Here is an 18,968-nt window from a genome sequence, read left to right as displayed (position 1 = left end):
CTGTTCCCGGTATATCCCCGCACCCTTTGACCCCATTGGCCGAACGGCCGGGGGTCATGCCGCAGCCAGGGTGCACTCGGCCCAGATGACCTTGCCGTCGGTGGTGTAGCGGGTGCCCCAGGCCTGGGCGAGCTGCGCGACGAGGAACAGGCCGCGGCCGCCCTCGTCCGTGGTGGCCGACTGGCGCATGCGCGGGGCGCTGCTGCTGGCGTCGTGCACCTCGCAGATCAGGTTGCGGTCGTGGATGAGGCGTACCCGGATGGGCGCGGTGCCGTAGCGGACGGCGTTCGTGACCAGCTCGCTGAGCAGCAGTTCCGTGGCGAAGGCGGATTCCTCCAGCCCCCACCGGTCCAACTGGCGCACGGACGCGGCGCGGACCTCGGAGACCAGGGCCGGGTCGGCGGCCAGGTCCCAGGTGGCGATCCGGTCCGGGGGCACGGCGTTGGTGCGGGCGACGAGGAGCGCGATGTCGTCGGCGGGGTGGTCGGGCGCCACGGCGTCGAGGACCGCCTGGCAGGTGTCCTCGGGGGCGCGGTCCGGGTGGGCCAGCGCGCGCGTCAGGGCGTCGAGGGCCACGTCGATGTCGCGGTGGCGGTCCTCGATGAGGCCGTCGGTGTAGAGGACGAGCTGGCTGTGCTCGGCGAGCGGGAACTCGACCGACTCGAAGGGCAGTCCGCCGAGACCGAGCGGGGGACCGGCGGGCAGGTCCAGGAGCGACACGGTGCCGTCGGGCCGGACCAGCGCGGGTGGCGGGTGGCCGGCGCGGGCCATCGTGCACTGCTGCGAGGTGGGATCGTAGATGGCGTACAGGCAGGTGGCGCCCACGATGCCGGTGCTGCCGGAGTCGGGGCCGTCGCCGCCCTCCTCCCGGTCGAGGCGCACCATCAGGTTGTCCAGGTGCGTGAGGAGCTCGTCGGGGGCGAGTTCCAGTTCGGCGAAGTTGCGGGCGGCGGTGCGCAGCCGGCCCATGGTGGCGGCGGCGTGCAGTCCGTGGCCGACGACGTCGCCGACGAGGAGCGCGACGCGGGTGCCGGACAGCGGGATCACGTCGAACCAGTCGCCGCCCACCCCCGACTCGGCGGGCAGATAGCGGTGGGCGACCTCGACGGCGCTCTGCTCGGGGAGGCCGCGCGGGAGCAGGCTGCGCTGCAGGGACAGGGCGAGGGTGTGTTCGCGGGTGTAGCGGCGGGCGTTGTCGATGCAGAGGGAGGCGCGGGCGGCGAGCTCCTGAGCCAGGGAGCGGTCGTCGTCGCCGTAGGGGGCGGGGTCCTGCGAGCGGTAGAAGCTCGCGATGCCCAGGATGGCTCCGCGGGCGAGCAGGGGGACGGTGATGAGGGAATGGATGTTGTGGGCGAGGAGCAGTTCGGCGTGCTCGGGGTCCTGGGCGATCCAGCCGAAGGCGGCCTTCAGATCGGGTTCCAGCACCGGCTGTCTGGTGGCGATGGAGCGCATGTGGGGCGTGGTGGGCCGGAGACTGACCTGAGTGCCCACCGGGTAGAACGGGCAGTCCTCGCGGATGCCGTGGACCACCGTCCGGTGCATCTCGGTGGTCGGGTTGGGGGACTCCTCGCCCCGCAGCACGGCCCCGGGCAGGTCGATGGTGACGAAATCGGCCAGCCGCGGGACGGCCGTCTCGGCGAGCTCCCAGGCGGTACGGCTCACGTCCAGGGTGGTGCCGATGCGGTTGCTGGCCTCGGCCAGCAACTCCAGGCGGCGGCGCGCCGCGACGGCGTACTTGCCCACTTCGGGCTCGCCCACCAGCACCAGCCCTCTGACCCGGCCCCGGGCGGGGTCGCCGGCGGACCCGGTCGCGCGTTCGTCCGCGGTGCTCTCGGTGCGCGGGCCGCCGCGTGCGCGGACCGTCGCCGGCTCCGGACCGGGGGTGACCAGGCGCAGGCCGGGCGGCGGCCCGGCGGACGGGGCGCGGGTGGGGGCCGGTGCGTGCCGTTCCGCGTCCTCGGGGAGCAGGGCCTCGACGACGACGCCCTCCACCCCGGAGGCGCTCGTCACGGGGTGGCTGACCAGCGTGACCCACCGGCCGCGGGACAGGGACACCTCGGCGGCGGCCCGCCGGTCGGCGGACATCAGCTCCGTGGCCTTCTCCTTGAGGGTCGTCTGATCGCTCTGCTCCAGCTCGCTCAGGAGCAGGTCGGCCATGGGGACCGGGTGCCCGTCGAGACCGTGCTCGCTGGTCCGGGCCAGGCTCGCGGTGTCGAGGTAGGCCTGCAGGAGATCGCGCTCGCGCGCCGAACTCTGGTCCATCAGCCGTCGTTCGATCGCCTCGGCCGCCTTGCGCACCACGGCGATCAGTGCCGGGTCCGCGTCGGTGTAGGGATATCCGAGGCACAGGACGCCCTGGATGTGCCCGCTGAGCTGGTCGCGCAGCGGGATCGCGGTACACGCGCTCGACTGGGACCGCTCGGCGAAGTGCTCGGCGCCGTAGACCTGGCAGAGCCGCCTCTCCGCGAGGGTCAGACCGATGCCGTTCGTGCCGGCGAACTGCTCGGCGAACACGAACCCGGGGAAGATCTGGATCGGGGGGAGATGCCTGAGCATGGATTTCTCGCCGAAGCGGCGGGCGAGCACCATGCCGTGACCGTCGGCGAGGGAGATGTTCGTCCGGCTGCCCGCGAAAATGGCCTGAAGCCGGTCGAGCACGGGCCCGGCGGCGCGCAGCAGCGGACCGTCCGGCTCGAGGTCCTCCTGGAAGGGGAGCTCGGACTGGTCCGGCGACAGCCCCAGCAGCCGGCTGCGCTGCCACGAGCTCAGGATCGGACTCCTCACGCTCCCCTCGACCGACTCGCCCTGCAGGAATCGGTCACGGGAACGCACGGGGCCGATGCGGTCTCCGACGACCCCCATGTGCATCACTTCCCCTCGCCGGAGCACCCTCGATCGCCAGATTTGAGTATATTCCTCACATTTCGGCTATGAGCAGGAGAGCGAAGTGATCAGCGGGCCGCCCGTCACAGGACGGCGACCGGATTGACGGGCGATCCCGTGCCGCCGGGGACGTTCAGGGGCGTCACGACGACCATGAACGCGTATCGCCCCGCATCGGCGCAGGCGGCCGACAGCGGTTCCAGGTCCAGGTTGTCCAGCAGCGGTACCCCCATCGCCGTGACGGCGAGCGCGTGCACGGGGGAGTGCAGCCCCTCGACCGGCGAAGGCCTCACATCGCTGTCCCCGTCGCCGCCGAGCAGCGCGATCGCACGCTCGGCCAGCAGCGGCAGGGCGTCCACGTGCCAGCCCGCGCTCGCCTCGCCCGGGTCCCAGGGCCCGAGCTCCCGGCGCCGGCGGTAGGCCCCGGAGCGCAGCAGCACCGCGTCCCCGTCCCCGATCGTCACACCGAGCGCCTTCTCCGCCGCGACGAGGTCCCGCGCGTGCACCGCACGTCCCGGTTCCAGCCAATCGATCCCGAGGACGGCGGGCAGGTCGACCAGGACGCCCCGTGTGACCAGGGGGCCGAGCGCCGACACGGCGCCGAAGCGGGCACCCGCCGCATCGACCACCTCGCCGGCCGCCCGGCCGTCGTACAGTCGCCCTCGGTAGGCGACGTGTGACAGTGCGTCGAGATGGCTCACGCCCTTGCCGTGATAGTCCGCGGCGAGGAAGTCCTTGTAGACGGCCGGTTCCGGGGCCTCCACATCGCCGAGCTCGGACATGTAGTGCAGCGCGGGCCTGGCGTTGTCCGGGCCGGGACGGGTGTCCCAGGGCCGCCCCATCGGGACCGCCGTCCCGGACCGGACCGTGGCGGTGGCCCGGCGTACGTGGTCCGCCGTCACCCGGTTCCAGGCGCCGCGGTCGGCCGCGGTCCACCGGCCCCACGTACGGACCGCGTCGAACAGCGCGTCGAACTCCCGGCGGGAGACGGCGGGCCCGTTGCCGGGAGCTTCGGTGGCGCAGGTGGGGTTGCTGCCCATGTGCCCAGTGTCCGGCCGTTCGCGCCCCCGCGCTGGCCGGTACGCGATCACCCCGGCCGGGGGCGCCGGCCGCTCGCGCTAGTGTGCGTCCCGTGAGCTTTCATGTCGTCATAGGTTTCGGACCCGCCGGTTCCGCCACTGCCCGGCTCCTCGCCGAACAGGGCCACAGCGTAAAGGTCGTCACCAGATCGGGCCGAAGCCCGGAACCCGGAATCGAGCATGTCGCGCTGGACGCGACGGACACGGCGCGGCTGACCGAAGTCGCGCAGGGCGCGGCCGCCCTCCACAGCTGCGCCGCACCGCCCTACCACCGCTGGGCCGGCGAATGGCCGCCACTCGCCTTGTCGCTGTGCGCCGCGGCCGAGGCGACCGGGGCGGTACTGGTCATGCTGGGCAACCTCTACGGCTACGGCCCGGTGGACGGCGCCCTGACCGAGGAACTGCCCCTCGCGGCGACCGGTCCCAAGGGGCGGGTGCGCGCCGCGCTCTGGGAGCAGGCGCGGACCCTGCACGAGCAGGGGCGCATCAGGGCGGTCGAGGTGCGCGCCTCGGACTTCTTCGGACCCGGGGTCACCGACGGCGGCCACCTGGCCGCACGGGTCGTGCCGCCGCTGCTGCGCGGCAAGCCGGTCACCACCCTGGGGGACCCGAACGCCCCCCACAGCTGGACCTACCTCCCCGATGTGGCCCGGACGCTGACCGAGGTCGCGGGCGACGAGCGGGCCTGGGGGCGGGCCTGGCACGTTCCGACGCAGCCGGCGCTGTCCGTCCAGGAGATGGTCGACCGCCTCGCCGCCCAGGCCGGGACGGGTCCGGTCGCCGTGCGCAGGCTCCCGTCGGCGGTGGTCGGCGTCGCTTCGCTGTTCTCCCCGCTGCTCCGCGAACTGAAGGAGATCCGCTACCAGTTCGACCTCCCGTTCGTCGTCGATTCGAGCGCCTACGAGGTGGCGTTCGGGGTCGGGGCCACCCCCGTCGACGCGCAGGTCAAGGCGACCGTGGACTGGTGGCGCGAGCGACTGGCGCCCGGCGAATGACACGTGTGACAGGACAGGGATGGACCACATAGACGACCCGAGGGGACCGCGGCGCGAGGACGTCGCCATCGTGGGGATGGCGTGCCGCTTCCCGGGAGCGCGCAACCCGAACGAGTACTGGCGGCTCCTGACGGCTCCGCAGGCACAGTTCGCGAAGATTCCGGACTCGCGGTGGCGCACCGCGACCTTCCTCAGCGACAACTTCCGTGACACCTCGTCGGCGTACACCGACACCATGGCGCTGCTGCCTGACGTGGGCCACTTCGACGCGGCCCACTACGGCATCCCACCGCGGCGGGCCCGGGCAATGGACCCGCAGGCCCGGCTGCTGATCGACCTCGCCCGTGAGGCGATCCAGGACGCGGGGTGGGAGGCCGACGGCTTCGGCCGCGAGGAGACCTCGGTGATCACCGCGCTCACCGAGGGCGGCTACCGCGAGCTCAGCACCCTGCAGGTCCGGATGCGCCAGCTGGCCGGGGGCGAGTTCGGGGCGCGGGCGACCCACCCCCGCCTGCTGGAGACGGTCCGGGCGGTCGACGGGCTCAACGGCACCTCGGTGGCCGGGCTCCTGCTCAACATGGGCCCGAACACCGTCAGTTCGGTCTTCGATCTGCACGGCGAGAGCTATGCGCTGGACTCGGCGTGCTCGGGCGGACTGATGGCCGTCGCCAACGCCGTGCACGCCCTGCGCGCGGGCCGCTCCCGCATCGCCCTCGCGGGCGGCGCCCAACTGGTGCTCACCCCCGACCTGCTGGTGGGGCTCTGCCGGATCGGTGCCATCTCGCGCAGCGGCAGGTGCCTGCCCTTCGGCGCGCAGGCCGACGGCTTCGTGCTCGGCGAGGGCGCCGGGGTCCTGGTGCTGCGGCCCCTGACCGACGCACTGGCGGCCGGTGACCGGGTCTACGCGGTGATCCGCGGCGTGGGAACGGCCAACGACGGGACCGTGCAGGGCGGCATGCACCCCCAGGCGGCCGGCCAGCTCCGCACGCTGCGCCGGGCCTACCGGGACGCGGGCCTGGCCCCGGACGCGGTCGGCTACCTGGAGGCGCACGGCACCGGGACCACCGTCGGCGACCCCGTCGAGCTGGAGGTCCTGCGCGAACTGCGCGGTGAGGGGGCGCAGCCCGCCTACCTCGGCGCCGTGAAGGCGGTCGTCGGGCACTCGCTGAACTCCGCGGGGATCGCCGGGCTCATCAAATCGGTCCTGGCCGTGCAACGGGGCGTGATCCCGCCGCAGCCGGCGAGCGAGGGCGGCCTGGCCGACCGTGCCGGGCTCGACGCCGCGCGGCTGACCGTACCGACGGCCCCGGCCCCGTGGCCGGACTGCGGTGGACCGCGCCGGGCCGGGGTGAGCGCGTTCGGCTTCGGCGGCACCGGGGTCCACCTGGTGGTGGAGGAGTGCACCACGGCGCCGGCAGCGCCGGAGCCCGCGGCGCCCGACGACGGCCCGCACGTACTGGTCCTCAGCGCGCGCGACCGGGAGGGGCTCGCCCGCTACGCCCGGGAACTGGCGGACACCATCTCCGCGGACCGGCTGCCGCCGGCCGTCGTGGCCGACACGCTCGCCCGTCGCGCACCCCTCGCGGAACACCTCACCCTGGTGGTGCGGGACGCGGCCGACGCCACCGCCCAGCTGACCGCGGCGGGCCGTACGGAAGGCCTCGCGGAGCACACCGCCCCCGGCCCGGTACCCCGGCCCGCGACGGTGCGGACACCCCCGTGCACCCTGCCGCCGAGCCCACTCGCCCCGCGCCGCCACTGGGTGGTGGACGACGCGGCGCGCGAGGTGGCGGACCCGGCCGGACCGGTGGACGCGCCCGGGGCGACGCCCGCCACACCCGCCGTGACACGCCCCGAGCGCGTCTCCGCCGCCTCCGCCGCCTCCGCCGCGGCCGCCGCGGCCGTCGTGCTCGAAGAGGTCGCGCGGACCGGCGTCTTCCCGCTCTCCGAGCTGAGCGAGCCCATGAAGCTGGTGGCCGATCTCGGCTTCGACTCCCTGATGCTCCAGGAACTCGAGGTCACCATCGGCAAGCGAATACCGGGCTTCCGCGCCGAGGAGCTGTTCTCGCGCGAACTCACCGTCGGCCGGTTGATCGAGCTCGTCGACCCGGACCACGCGCCCGCGGCAGCGTCCGCCGAACCGGAGATCCCGCAGGCCCCTGCCGCGTGGGACCCGGATACGGCCGGCGTCGACGCGTTCCCGGAAGTGGCCGAGTTGGAGCAGCGCCTCAGCTGGATCACCGACAGCGGCGCCGCCAACCCGTACTTCCGGGTCCACGAGGGCACCATCCGCGACACGACCGTCATCGGCGGTCGCGCCTGCCTGTCCTTCGGCAGCTACAACTACCTCGGCCTGTCCGGCCATCCGGCGGTCAGCGAAGCCGTCCACCGGGCGGTCGACCGGTACGGCACCTCGGTCTCGGCGAGCCGTGTGCTCTCCGGCGAACGGGACCTGACCGTACGGCTGGAGCGGGCGCTGGCCGACTTCCTCGGGGTCGGCGACTGCCTGACGCTGGTGAGCGGCCACGCCACCAACGTCACCGCGATCGGCCACCTCCTCGGCCCGGGGGACCTCGTGATCCACGACGCGCTCGCCCACGACAGCATCCTCCAGGGCTGCGCCCTGTCGGGGGCTGCGCGAAGGCCCTTCGCCCACAACGACATGGGCCGGCTCGAGCACATGCTGCGGCTCAACAGGTCCCGGTTCCGGCGGGTGCTGATCGCCGTCGAGGGCGCCTACAGCATGGACGGCGACCTCGTCGACCTGCCCGCCGTGATCGAGCTGAAGAAGCGCTACGGCGCCCTGTTGCTGGTCGACGAGGCCCACAGCATCGGCACCGTGGGCGAACGCGGCCGGGGCGTGGGCGAGTTCCACGGCGTCGACCGGTCCGACGTGGACCTGTGGATGGGCACCCTCTCCAAGGCCTTCGCCAGCTGCGGCGGTTACCTCGGCGGCTCGGCCCGGATGGTGCGCTGGCTGCGCCACACGCTCCCCGGCTTCGTCTACAGCGTCGGTCTGACCCCGCCCAACGCGGCCGCGGCGCTGGCCGCCACCGAGCTGCTCACGGCGCAGCCGCAGCGGGTGCGGGCGCTCAGACGCAACTCCGAACTCTTCCTCGGCCTGGCCGCCTCGGCCGGTCTGGCGACGGGCTCCAGCGCCGGCACCCCGATCGTGCCGTGCATCCTCGGCGATTCGGCGAGGACCCTGCGCGTCGCGGACGGCCTGTTCTCCCGGGGCGTCATCGCCGATGCGATCTTCCACCCCGCCGTGGAGGAGGGGCAGTCGAGGCTGCGGTTCTTCGTCACCAGCGAACACCGGGAGGACGACATCCGACGGGCCGTGACGATCCTGGCCGAGGAGGTGGCGGCCGCCGGGCGGTAAGGGAGCCACGTCAGATCAGGGTGCGTTCGATGCGGCTGAGGGTGGCGCTCGCGGCAGGACCGCCGTCCTCGCCCGTCACCGCGGCCGGCTCCGCGCCGTGCCGCTGCTCGGCGTCGCCCATCCGCTGGGACAGGAGGTAGGCGATGATCTCCGCCTCCTGCTCCTGGACGTCGTCGTAGGTCGCGCGCAGGAGCATGTCGCGTACGAGATCGGGGTCGAGGTTGGGGAAGAGGAGGCGGGCGGCCGCCTCGTCCAGCCCGCCTGCGCCGCGATGGCAGCAGATGATGTGGCCCAGCTCGTGCAAGATGATGTGCTCCTGATGCGCGCCGGTGGTGTTCGCGTCGTAGAAGATGAGGTCCTCGTCGCGGGCGGCCACCCACATGCCGCACGGATGCGACGAGGGCATCTGCATCGGGACCAGCGTGATCGGACGGTCGCGCACCTCACCGAGGTGGCGGCACAGTTCGGCCACATCGGTCACCTCGGGCAGGGCCAGTTCGGCGATCCGCTGCGCTCCGGCCTTCCGGAGCTTCTTGAGCCGGCTGCGGCGGTCGTGGTCGGCCGCCCACTCCTTGCGGACGCCCCTCATGGCGACTCGGAGGGGTCGGCGACGGGCGGCAGGCCCTGCATCTGCCGGTACTGGTCCATGATGGCCGTGATGGCCTGGAGGTTCTCCTTCTTCATGCCGGCCGCCCGCATGGCCACGGCGCGTACCCCGGACTGCCGCAACGCCTCGATGGCGGCGAGCTCGCCCAGTACGGACTCGGCGACCTTGTCGTCGAAGAAGTACGCGACCGAGACCCCGAAGAAGCGGGCCAGGGCGGACAGCAGGTCGGGTGACGGGTTGGAGCGCTTCCCCGTGCGCAGCTGCGACAGGTACACACCCCCGACCTTGAGTTCGGGGTTGGCGCGCTTCAGCTCGTCCGCGACCTCCGCGTTGGTCCAGTGCCTGCCCTTGGGGCGGACCGTTCTGAACAGGTCGTCGAGGCGCACCGCGAGCAGGGGGCGTTCCCCACTGCCGCTCTCGGCGCCGTTGTCGGTCCCGGTCATGGTGAACCTTCCTCCCGTCCCCTCCGCGGTATAGCCCTCAGCTATACGCCAGTTTCACAGATTAGCGGTCAGTTGACAATTGAGCAGGACTCGGCCAACGTGGGGTCCGGCCGATAGCTGGCAGCTAACTTGACTCACGGGGGACGCCAAGTTGGTCACCGGTGACATCGGACTGGCCCGGCCCTCGGGGGATGGGCCGGGCCAGTCCGGGCGGGAGCCACCCGTCCGGCCGCTGCGAAAGCGGGGGAAACGGGAATACCCGCCCGGTTTGACGGGGGATGCAAACCGGGCGGGAGTTCTCAACTCGCCTTGCCGAGCTTACTGTAGGCGGCTGCCACTTGGGTGAGCCATGCCAGCTCTGCCGCGAAGTTGTTCGTATCGCGGTCGTCGAAATCGCCGGCGTCCTTGTTGTCCTGGGGGATGGTGTCGGTCAGTTTTGCCTGCAAGGCCTGCTTGATCCGGGCTGCTTCGGTGAACGCCTGCCGCAACTCCGCGCTCACCTCCCTGTCCGGATCGCACCCCCCGTTGGTGGTGCGGTCGATGTACGGACGCAAGTCCCGCCACCCGTCCCGTATTTCGACGACCCGGCGGTGCAGCCGGTAGTCGAGGTCGGACACCGAGGCCCCGGGCGGCTCCAGGGCGATGTCCGGGGAGGACTCGTACAAGTCCCGCCAGAGCGGGTAGAGGGCCCGGTACGAGCGGTACGTGCGGGCCCAGTCCAGGAGCCGGGTCGCCGCCGGGCCCCAGGAGGAGTTGGTCAGGCTGAGCGAGAGCAGGACGATGCCCGCCGCACTGAAGACCGAAGCGGCGACCTTCCAGGCGCCGATGTCCACCCCGCTCGCGGCCGTGAGGATGTTGACCGTCCTCGCCGCGCAGTAGAGGAAGAGGACCACCGCGGTGACGGAGAGCAGCCGCAGGGCCTGGCGCAGCGAGGCGTTGTCGGTCATCCGGGCGTACGGGCCGCATTGGAGGTAGATGGTGACGCACGGAATGGCCTGGGAGACGATGAAGGCCAGGAGATAGGTGAGGAGCAGCGGCTCGCTGGTGCCGTCGAAGTCCGACGCGGGCCGGCCGGTGCCGTCGGCGAGCAGGAAGAGGGCCGTCAGCAGCACGTCGAGGACGATGCCGGTGATCAGCCAGTAGCGGGTCTTGCGTACGGCCACCTCGTCCGCGGCGGCCCAGCGAAGCAGGATGATCTGCGCGCTGACGCAGAAGGCGACCGCCGACAGGTGCATCAGGAGGACGGCGAGGTTGCCCACTCCCAGGAGGGGCCCGCCCCCCATGGCCAGAGCGCCCATGGTGAAGGTGAGGCACTGGAGCAGCAGGGTGACGATCAGCGTGCGGTACGCGCCGTCCTTCCAGCTGCGCCGCGCCTGGCACAACCGGTAGACGAGCGCCGCGTACGACGAGAGCGCCGCTATGACGAAGCAGAGGGTTCTGGTGGTGTTCACGACCTGGTTTTCTGCAAGTGCCGGGTGTGTGGCGGACGGTCAGTCGGTGTTCTCGGCCAGGGGGACCACGAGGCCGATGCTCTCGGCCGCCACGGCGATCGCGTAGTCGAAGAACGCGGCCTCGTCCCGGACACTGTCGTGCGTACGGCTGAAGACCTGGAAGACCAGGAGGCCGATGAGACTGCTCCACAGGACGATGCCGCGCTCGACGATGTCCGAGAACGGAGCCTCGGGCGCGCCGCCGAAGAGCTGCACCGCCTCCGGCAGGAGCAGCGGCGGACCGGGCACCGGCCGCCGGGGCGGGGTGAGTTCACCGGCCTCCAGCGAGGAGCGCACGATGCCGGCGAGGACCGCGGGGGTGCGCGAGGCGGAGAGGACGGTGTCCTGCGGGGCGTGGTAGTCCGGTACGGGCGAGCCGTAGATGAGCGTGAACTCGGCGGAGTTGTCGAAGGACCACTGCCGCAGTGCGCGGGTGACCGCGAGGAGCCGGGCGCCGCCGGAGGCACCGGCCTCCCTGGCGGCGCCGTCGGCCTGCTCCATCGCCTCGCCGGACGCGTCGTAGGCGTCGATGACCAGTGCGGTCAGCAGATCGTCGCGGTGCGGGAAGACGGCCTCGACATCGGCGACGGGAAGACCGCTGTCGCGCGCCACGGCCTCCAGGGACAGCCCTGCGGCGCCGAGCTTCACCAGCTGCTGACGCGCGATGTCCTTGATCACCACCGCCAGGGTGATGTCGTCGTCGGTCGAACTCATTGCGGAAACGTCCATGCCGGAACCGTACCCGCCGAGTCCGGGGGCCGTGCGTGTGGTCTCGCCAACGCCCTGGTCATGCGCTGTGATCCGGCCACGGGGCGATCGGTGGGCGTCAGATGTCGGCCAGGGCGCTGGGCCCGCCCGTCAGGGCGACGTGCAGTCCGTCCGGCCGGACCTCCACGGAGGTGGCCGCGAGCCCGAGCGGGTACTCCTTCGGCGCACCCGCCTGCGGTCCGAGGCCGCCGTCGCCGATCCCGAGCCGGTCGGTGGGCACGGAGCGGCCGAACAGGGTGAGCCCGTCGACGGCGAGGGTGACCTTGCCGTCCGCGAGTACGGGACGCAGCGTCAGCTGCCCGACCCCGCCCGGGCCGACGTTCGCGACCACCCTCCCGCTCGCCGGATCGGCGGTGACCGAGGCCACCGCCCCGGACGGTACGGCGTCGCGGATCGCGCCGGCGAGGGACTGCGTGGAGACCGTCACGTCCACGTGGGCGCCGGCGACCGTGGCCGTGCCGCTGAGGCGGACGTCGTCCAGCCGGGCCCGGACGCGGACTTGGGAGAGCCGTCCGACCCGGGCGTCGTCGCTGCTGATGTCGAGCCGGGGGATGCTCTCCTGCGCCACGTCCCACAGGGCCCAGCCACCGGCGACGTCGACCGCCACCTCGTCGCCGAGGCCCGGAGCCGCTTTGGCGACGCGGCCGCGGATCACGTCGCGGACCGTGTACTCGGCCGCGCCGGCGGCGAGGACGGCCAGCAGGACCACGGTGGCGGTGACCGTGAGGGCGAGATGGCGGCGCAGGGCCGCCCGGGTCCTCGTCAGGGCGTGCGGGTGGTGCTTCATCGCCGGTCTCCTCGGACGGGTGCGGGTGCGGGTGCGGGAGCGCGATCGGGAGCGGGATCCGGATCGGGCTCGGGTGCGGGCGCGGTCAGGGGGTCCGGCCCGGCGGCGGGTCCTTCCGGGTCGAAGTGCGGAAGGAGCCGGTCCAGCCAGCCGGGGAGCCACCAGTTGGCGCGCCCGAAGAGGTACATGGACGCGGGCACGAGCAGCAGGCGGACGACGGTGGCGTCGATGATGACGCTGACCCCGAGGCCCAGGGCGAGCATCTTGACGGCGACGTTGGTGGAGAGCAGGAAGGCCAGGAAGACGCTGGTCATGATGAGCGCCGCGCAGGTGATGACGCGGGCGGTGGCGGCCAGGCCGGTGGCGACGGCCAGCTGGTTGTCCTTGCCACTCAGCCAGGTCTCGCGGATCCGGGAGAGCAGGAAGACCTCGTAGTCCATGGAGAGCCCGAAGACGATCGCGAACATCATCATCGGTACGTAGGACTCCACGGGCACCTTCTCGGTGATGCCGAACAGCGCGACGCCCCAGCCCCATTGGAAGACCGCGACGACCACTCCGTAGGCGGCGGCGATGGAGAACAGGTTGAGCACGGCGGCCTTGAGCGCCACCAGCAGGCTGCGGAAGACGGTGAGCAGCAGGAGGAAGGCGGCGCCGACCACCACCGCGATGATCAGGGGCAGTTTGGCGGTGAGGGTGTCGGTGAAGGTCTGCGTGGCCGCGGCCGTGCCGGTGAGGTAGCCGGTGGCCCCGGTGCCCGACAGTGCCTGCGGCACCGTTTCGTCCCGCAGGGTGTGGATCAGGTCTGCGGTCGCCCGGTCCTGCGGGCCGGTGGTCGGGGTGACCGTGGTGATCAGCAGGGCGTGGTCGGGGCTGGGGACCGGGGGAGTGACGGAGGCGACGCCCGGTACGGCGGCCAGCTCGCGCCGGAGCGAGGCGGCGAGGTCCTGGCGCAGGCTCTCGTCGGCGACCTGGCTGCTGTCGAGGTGGGTGACGACGGTGAGCGGGCCGTTGGCGCCGGGGCCGAAGCCCTCGGTGATCAGGTCGTAGCCGCGGCGGTCGGTCCTGCTGGTGGACTGGGCTCCGGCGTCGACGTGGCCGAGCTGCATGGAGGCGACGGGGACCGCGAGGACGCCGAGTACGAGCAGGCCACTGACGAGGAAGAGCCAGGGGCGCCGGCTGACCCTGACGGCCCAGCGGTGCCAGACGTCCGCCTCGCCGGTGGGTTCGGCCACCGGTTCGCGGACGTGGAAGCGGTCGATCCGGCGGCCGAGCAGCCCGAGCAGGGCGGGCGTCAGTGTCACGGACGCGGCGGCGGCCACGAGGACACCGAGTCCGGCGGCGACACCGAGGGCGCCGATGAAGCCGACGCCGGAGGCGCAGAGTCCGCCCAGGGCCATGGCCACCGTGGCGGCGGCGACCAGTACGGCGCGGCCGCTGGTGGCGACCGTACGCCCGACCGCCTCGGCGGGTTCGGTGCCGGCGTGCAGCAGGGCCCGGTAGCGGGTGGCCAGGAAGAGCGCGTAGTCGATGCCGACCCCGAGGCCCATCATCGCGGCCAGGGTCGGGGCGGCCTGGGCGAAGCTGAACTGCCCGGCGAGCAGGCCGAGTCCGGCAAGGCTGACGGACAGGCCGATCACGGCCGTCAGCAGCGGCAGCCCGGTGGCGGCGACGCTGCCGAAGCCGATCAGCAGCACGAGCACGGCGACGGCGAGCCCGATGGTCTCCGAGGCGCGGTCGGCGGACTTGGGCGTGGCCAACTGCCCGAGCGGGGCACCGTACTCGACGGTGACGTCATCGGCGCGCAGGGGCTGGACGGCGGCGTCGACCTCGGCGAGGTAGCCCGGGTCGAAGCTCGCCGGGTTGCCGTCGAAGCGGACGGTCACCTGGGCGGTCTCACCGTTCGCGGAGACCGACCCGGGGGTGGTGAACGGGTCGGTGACCGACAGGACGTCCGGCAACTCGCGCAGCTGGGCCACACTCGCATCGACGGCCGCCCGGTGATCGGTGACCGCACCCCCGTCGGACGTGATCACGATGGCGGAGGCCGTGCCACCCGAGCCGGTGGTGTGGGCCGCCAGCAGTTCGGCACCGGTCTGGGTGCTGGTACCGGGCAGGGAGAAGCCGTCGGCGAAGCTGCCGCCCCAGGTGTGGTTGGCCAGCCCGAGGCCGACCAGGGCCAGCACCCACAGTGCGACGACCCGCCAGGCGTGCCGGGCGCACCAGCGCCCGCTCCGGTGAAGGAGCCCCGGCCCCTTGGCCGATTCAGTGTCCATGGGGCCACTGTGGCCGGTGGGTGTAAGGGGGTCGTGGGCGCATTGTTCGGGGAACGTACGGGCGAGGACGGGCGGGAACCGGTCGCGTTCCCTCATCCGGGGGCGGGCGCCGGCGGAAGGGTGACCGTGAAGCAGGCGCCACCTTCCGGACCGTGGCCCTCGACGCGGATGACGGCGTCCAGACGGCCGGTCAGGCGGTGGGCGATGGCCAGCCCCAGACCGCTGCCGACCGGACGGGTGCCGCGGTAGCGCTCGTGGAGGGCGCCGTGGTCGAAGGCGATGCGTACGTCGTCGTCGGTGAGGCCGGGCCCGCCGTCGCGGACCTGCAGCTCGGCGCCGCCGCCCGCGGCGGCCGCGCGGACGGCGAGGACCAGGGGCGCGCCCTCGGGCGTGACCCGTAGCGCGTTCTGCACCAGGCCGTCGATCAGCTGCCGGACCCGGAAGGCGTCGGTCTCGACGACGACGGGCCCGTCGGGCCGCTCCAGCCGGAGGTCCACGCCGTGGCGTGCGCACAGGCCGGTCCAGAACGCGGCGGCCTCGGAGACGAGCGTGCGCAGGTCGGCCGGGACCACGTCCAGGCGGAAGTCGTCGGCCTCCAGCCGGGCCAGGTCCAGCAGGTCCCCGAGGAACCGGTCCAGGCGCCGGGTCTCGTCGGCCAGGATGCCGCCCACCTCTGCCACCCGGTCCGGCTCGATCAGGCCGTCGGCGAGCGCCTCGGCGTACCCCTGCAGCGCGGTCAGCGGGGTGCGCAGGTCGTGGGAGACCGAGAGCAGGAAATCCCGCTGCCGGTTCTCGCTGCGGGCCAGCGCCTCGTCCAGCACGTTGAGGGCGCGCCCGATGTCCGCGGTCTCCCGGGGGCCGTCGACCGGGGCCGGTACGCCGCGTTCGCCGTCGGCGAGCCGGTGGGCGATCTGCGCGGCCGTCACCAGCGGACGGGCGATCCGGCGGGCCAGGAGCGCTCCGGCCAGGGCTGCCCCGAGCATGCCGAAGACGAGCGGCGCGATCACGTTGCGGCGGATCCGGTTCGTGTCCTCGGTGACGACCGCGTACGGCTCGGTCAGGACGACCGCGCCGCCGCGTACGCCGGGCCGCCCCACCAGCAGGACCTCCCGGCCGCCCAGGATGCCGGTGGTGGAGACCGGCTTCCCTGCGAGCAGGGCCGATGTGGACGCCCTGTCGACGGCCGGACTGGCGGTTCCGCCGACGGTGCCGTCCGGGGCGATGACCGCGAGCTGCACCCCGTTCGGCCCGGCCAGGACCTGGGCGCCGGTGAAGAGCGCCTCGGAGAGTGCGGGCAGGCGGCTGAGGACCGTCGCCTGACGGGCGAGTTGGTCGCGTTCGCGCTGCTCCGCGCCGTGTGCGGCGGTCTGCCAGGCGATCAGCCCGGTCAGGGCCACCGCGAGCGCCGCCACCACGGTGGTCAGCACCACGATCTTGCGGGCGAGGGAGCCGCGCCGCGGGCCGGGGCCGGGGTGGTGAACGGGGCGCGGGCCGGGGCCGGGGCCGGGGCGGTTCACGGGCCGGGTGCCGTAGCCGTCGCGCTGTACCCGACGCCGCGGACCGTACGGATCGGGCTCGCGTCGCCGAGCTTCGCGCGCAGCTGCGAGACGAAGACGTCGACCATGCGGGTGTCGCGGTAGCCGGGGTACCCCCACACCTGGGCGAGCAGTTGCTCGCGGGTGAAGACCTGGCCCACGTGCTGGACGAGGTGGGCGAGCAGGTTGAACTCGGTGGCGGTGAGCTCGACCGGCTCGCCGTCGCGGCGCACGGTGCGGCTGACCGGGTCCACGCTGAGCCGGCCGTTGCTCCCGGCCGGCGGACCGGGAGGTCCTGCCACCCGGCGCAGTACGGTCTTGACCCGGGCGACCAGCTCGCGCGGCGAGAACGGCTTGGTCAGATAGTCGTCCGCGCCCAGTTCCAGGCCGAGGATCCGGTCGGCCTCCTCCCCGCGCGCGGTGACCAGCAGGACGGGTGTCCAGTCACCGGCGTCCCGCAGGGCGCGGCAGAAGGCGATGCCGTCCATGCCGGGCAGGCCGATGTCCAAAACGATGGCCACCGGGTGCATGCGCCGCGCGGCCGCGAGGCCGGCGCTCCCGTCGGCCTCGACGTGGACGCCGAAGCCCTCGCGCGTCAGGTAGAGGCGTTGTACGTCGGAGATGTGGCGCTCGTCCTCGACGATCAGCACCAGGCCCCTGGACTGCGTCATCACTGCCTCTCACCCGCGGTTGGCAGCACCGATGCTAACCGCGCCGGCCCGCCGTTCCGGTGGGCGCGCCGCCCTCCGTACATTCCCCGAACAATGCGCCGACCGTGATCCGGCGTGGGGGTCAGACCGGAATGCGGCCTTGGCTGGTTTCGGCTCTTGTCGTTGCTTCTGGAAAGTGCTTGCGATCCCCTGAGGGTAGGCTAACCTAACTGTCGTGCAAGCAGCTGAAAAGACCACCGAGGCCATGCCTCCCCGCGGTCGTGAACTCTCCGCCCAGGGCGTCACCGTGGCGTACGACGGCGTCGACGTCGTACACGAAGCCTCCATGACGCTGCGACCCGGTGAAGTGACCGTCCTGGTGGGGCCGAACGGCAGCGGCAAGTCCACGATGCTGCGCACGATCGCCCGGCTGCAGCGTCCCAGGGCCGGCGCCCTCGTCATCGACGGGAACGCCGACGGCTTCGCGCTGAGCCCCCGTGAGTTCTCGCGGCACGTCGCCCTCCTGACACAGGGGCGCCCCACCCCGAGCGGGCTGACGGTACGGGACCTGGTCGAATTCGGCCGGTACCCCTACCGCGGCCGCTGGGGCCGGGACGATCCGGGCGGCCGGGCCGCGGTGAACCGCGCGCTCGCACTCACGGGCGTCGAGGAACTCGCCGAACGCGGCGCCGAACACCTGTCCGGCGGACAGCTCCAGCGCGTCTGGCTGGCCGGCTGCCTCGCCCAGGAGACGGGCGTACTCCTCCTCGACGAACCGACCACCTACCTGGACCTGCGCTACCAGGTCGAACTCCTCGACCTGATGCGCGATCTGGCGGACGACCACGGGATCGCCGTGGGCGCCGTCCTGCACGACCTCGACCAGGCCGCCGCCGTGGCGGACCGGATCGTCCTGCTCCACGCGGGACGGATCATCGCCGACGGCGCGCCCGAAGACGTACTGACGCCCGAGCGGCTGACCGACACCTACGGCATCCGCATCGACGTCGAGAACGACCCCCTGACGGGCCAGTTGCGCACCCGCGCGATAGGCCGACACCACTTGCGCAGTGAAAGGCTCAGTACCACCTCATGAGACGATTCCTCCTCACCGCGGCGGCCGCCACCGTCGCGGCTCTCACCCTGACCGCATGCGGGACCACCGAGCCCGCCGCCGACGACGCGAAGAAGACCGCCGAGCCGATCACCCTCACCGACGCCTCGGGCGCGAAGGTGGAGCTCGCCGGCCCCGCCAAGAAGGTCGTCGGGACGGAATGGAACGTCGTCGAGAGCCTGATCTCGCTGGGTGTCGAGCCGGTCGGCGTCGCCGACGTCAAGGGCTACAAGACCTGGAACACGGCCGTCCCGCTGAAGGGCGAGCCCAAGGACATCGGCACGCGCGGCGAGCCGAGCATGGACACCATCGCCTCGCTCAAGCCCGATCTCGTCATCGCCACCTCCGACCTGCCGCCGGCCGCCCTCCAGCAGCTGCGCAAGGTCGCCCCGGTCCTGGAGGTGCGCCCCGGCGATGCCGCCGACCCGATCGGCCAGATGACCAAGAACCTGGACCTCATCGCCCAGGCCACCGGCACCACGGCGCAGTCCGACAAGCTCAAGCAGGGCTTCCAGGCGAAGCTGGACCAGGGCAAGAAGGCGCTCGCCGACGCGGGCAAGGCCGGCGCCCCGTACGCCTTCGCGGACGGCTACGTCGTCTCCAACCAGGTCTCGATCCGCCCCTACACCAGCGGTTCGCTCATCGGCGGGGTCAACGAGAAGCTCGGCCTGAAGAACGCCTGGACCGTCCAGGGCGACGAGGCCTACGGCCTCGCCACCAGCGACGTCGAAGGCCTCACCAAGCTCGGTGACGTGGAGTTCGCCTACATCGGCAACGACGGCGACAAGGACAGCAACCCGTTCGCCGGTGTCCTCGCACAGGACAAGGTGTGGACCTCCCTGCCGTTCGTGCAGAAGGGCAACGTCAACCGCCTGCCCGACGGCATCTGGATGTTCGGCGGTACCGAGTCGATGAACAAGTACATCGACTCCGTCGTCGCCGCCCTGACGAAGTAACAC

General features: G+C 72.6%; 14 protein-coding genes. 4 read left to right on the top strand and 10 right to left on the bottom strand.

All coding sequences use genetic code 11. The annotated features are described in order from the left end of the window. Positions 1 to 54 precede the first annotated feature (54 nt). On the bottom strand, positions 55 to 2,862 hold the full coding sequence (locus ACGFZK_RS02310; RefSeq protein ID WP_393846925.1) for a SpoIIE family protein phosphatase: 2,808 nt from the start codon (positions 2,860 to 2,862) through the stop codon (positions 55 to 57). Between the two features lie 104 nt (positions 2,863 to 2,966). Then, positions 2,967 to 3,923 carry a cyclase family protein gene (locus tag ACGFZK_RS02305; RefSeq protein WP_393846924.1) on the bottom strand — a complete coding sequence of 319 codons (957 nt, stop codon included), beginning with the start codon at positions 3,921 to 3,923 and terminating at the stop codon, positions 2,967 to 2,969. Between the two features lie 92 nt (positions 3,924 to 4,015). Between ACGFZK_RS02305 and ACGFZK_RS02300 the strand changes: the two genes are divergently transcribed. Further along, a complete protein-coding gene (locus tag ACGFZK_RS02300; protein ID WP_393846923.1) occupies positions 4,016 to 4,957 on the top strand; it encodes an NAD-dependent epimerase/dehydratase family protein in 942 nt (313 codons plus the stop codon). A 19-nt stretch (positions 4,958 to 4,976) separates the two neighbouring features. Beyond that, positions 4,977 to 8,339, top strand: a complete 3,363-nt coding sequence (locus tag ACGFZK_RS02295) for an aminotransferase class I/II-fold pyridoxal phosphate-dependent enzyme (RefSeq protein ID WP_393846922.1) — start codon at positions 4,977 to 4,979, stop codon at positions 8,337 to 8,339. 10 nt (positions 8,340 to 8,349) lie between these two features. Here ACGFZK_RS02295 and ACGFZK_RS02290 read toward each other — a convergent pair whose 3' ends face one another. From ACGFZK_RS02290 to ACGFZK_RS02255, 8 genes are all read right to left on the bottom strand, one after another. Next, positions 8,350 to 8,928 carry a toxin gene (locus ACGFZK_RS02290; RefSeq protein WP_393846921.1) on the bottom strand — a complete coding sequence of 193 codons (579 nt, stop codon included), beginning with the start codon at positions 8,926 to 8,928 and terminating at the stop codon, positions 8,350 to 8,352. Continuing rightward, complete coding sequence (locus ACGFZK_RS02285) at positions 8,925 to 9,389, bottom strand: helix-turn-helix domain-containing protein (RefSeq protein ID WP_393846920.1); 465 nt, start codon at positions 9,387 to 9,389, stop codon at positions 8,925 to 8,927. Before ACGFZK_RS02285 ends, ACGFZK_RS02290 begins: the two co-directional genes overlap by 4 nt. 299 nt (positions 9,390 to 9,688) lie before the next feature. Beyond that, positions 9,689 to 10,840 carry an MAB_1171c family putative transporter gene (locus tag ACGFZK_RS02280; protein WP_393846919.1) on the bottom strand — a complete coding sequence of 384 codons (1,152 nt, stop codon included), beginning with the start codon at positions 10,838 to 10,840 and terminating at the stop codon, positions 9,689 to 9,691. Positions 10,841 to 10,879: 39 nt separating this feature from the next. Further along, entirely contained in the window at positions 10,880 to 11,608 is a 729-nt protein-coding gene (locus tag ACGFZK_RS02275; RefSeq protein WP_393846918.1) for a TetR-like C-terminal domain-containing protein, read from the bottom strand. A 97-nt stretch (positions 11,609 to 11,705) separates the two neighbouring features. Beyond that, positions 11,706 to 12,434, bottom strand: coding sequence for an LmeA family phospholipid-binding protein (locus ACGFZK_RS02270; RefSeq protein WP_393846917.1), 729 nt, complete (start codon positions 12,432 to 12,434; stop codon positions 11,706 to 11,708). Beyond that, the gene (locus ACGFZK_RS02265) at positions 12,431 to 14,710 is read right to left on the bottom strand and encodes an MMPL family transporter (protein ID WP_393846916.1); all 2,280 of its coding nucleotides are present in this window, start codon (positions 14,708 to 14,710) and stop codon (positions 12,431 to 12,433) included. The genes ACGFZK_RS02270 and ACGFZK_RS02265 overlap by 4 nt, the downstream gene beginning before the upstream one ends. Positions 14,711 to 14,802: 92 nt before the next feature. Next, a complete protein-coding gene (locus ACGFZK_RS02260; protein ID WP_393846915.1) occupies positions 14,803 to 16,227 on the bottom strand; it encodes a histidine kinase dimerization/phospho-acceptor domain-containing protein in 1,425 nt (474 codons plus the stop codon). Continuing rightward, positions 16,224 to 16,916 carry a response regulator transcription factor gene (locus tag ACGFZK_RS02255; RefSeq protein WP_393846914.1) on the bottom strand — a complete coding sequence of 231 codons (693 nt, stop codon included), beginning with the start codon at positions 16,914 to 16,916 and terminating at the stop codon, positions 16,224 to 16,226. The genes ACGFZK_RS02260 and ACGFZK_RS02255 overlap by 4 nt, the downstream gene beginning before the upstream one ends. Before the next feature lie 244 nt (positions 16,917 to 17,160). Here ACGFZK_RS02255 and ACGFZK_RS02250 point away from each other — a divergent pair, with 244 nt between their 5' ends. Together ACGFZK_RS02250 and ACGFZK_RS02245 are read left to right on the top strand one after the other, a co-directional pair. Then, complete coding sequence (locus ACGFZK_RS02250; RefSeq protein WP_393847261.1) at positions 17,161 to 17,991, top strand: ABC transporter ATP-binding protein; 831 nt, start codon at positions 17,161 to 17,163, stop codon at positions 17,989 to 17,991. Next, positions 17,988 to 18,965 carry an ABC transporter substrate-binding protein gene (locus tag ACGFZK_RS02245; RefSeq protein WP_393846913.1) on the top strand — a complete coding sequence of 326 codons (978 nt, stop codon included), beginning with the start codon at positions 17,988 to 17,990 and terminating at the stop codon, positions 18,963 to 18,965. The genes ACGFZK_RS02250 and ACGFZK_RS02245 overlap by 4 nt, the downstream gene beginning before the upstream one ends. The last annotated feature ends 3 nt before the right edge of the window (positions 18,966 to 18,968 follow it).

Source organism: Streptomyces sp. NPDC048257 (assembly GCF_043201855.1).
GTDB lineage: Bacteria > Actinomycetota > Actinomycetes > Streptomycetales > Streptomycetaceae > Streptomyces.
This window is presented reverse-complemented; position numbering and strand designations above follow the sequence as displayed.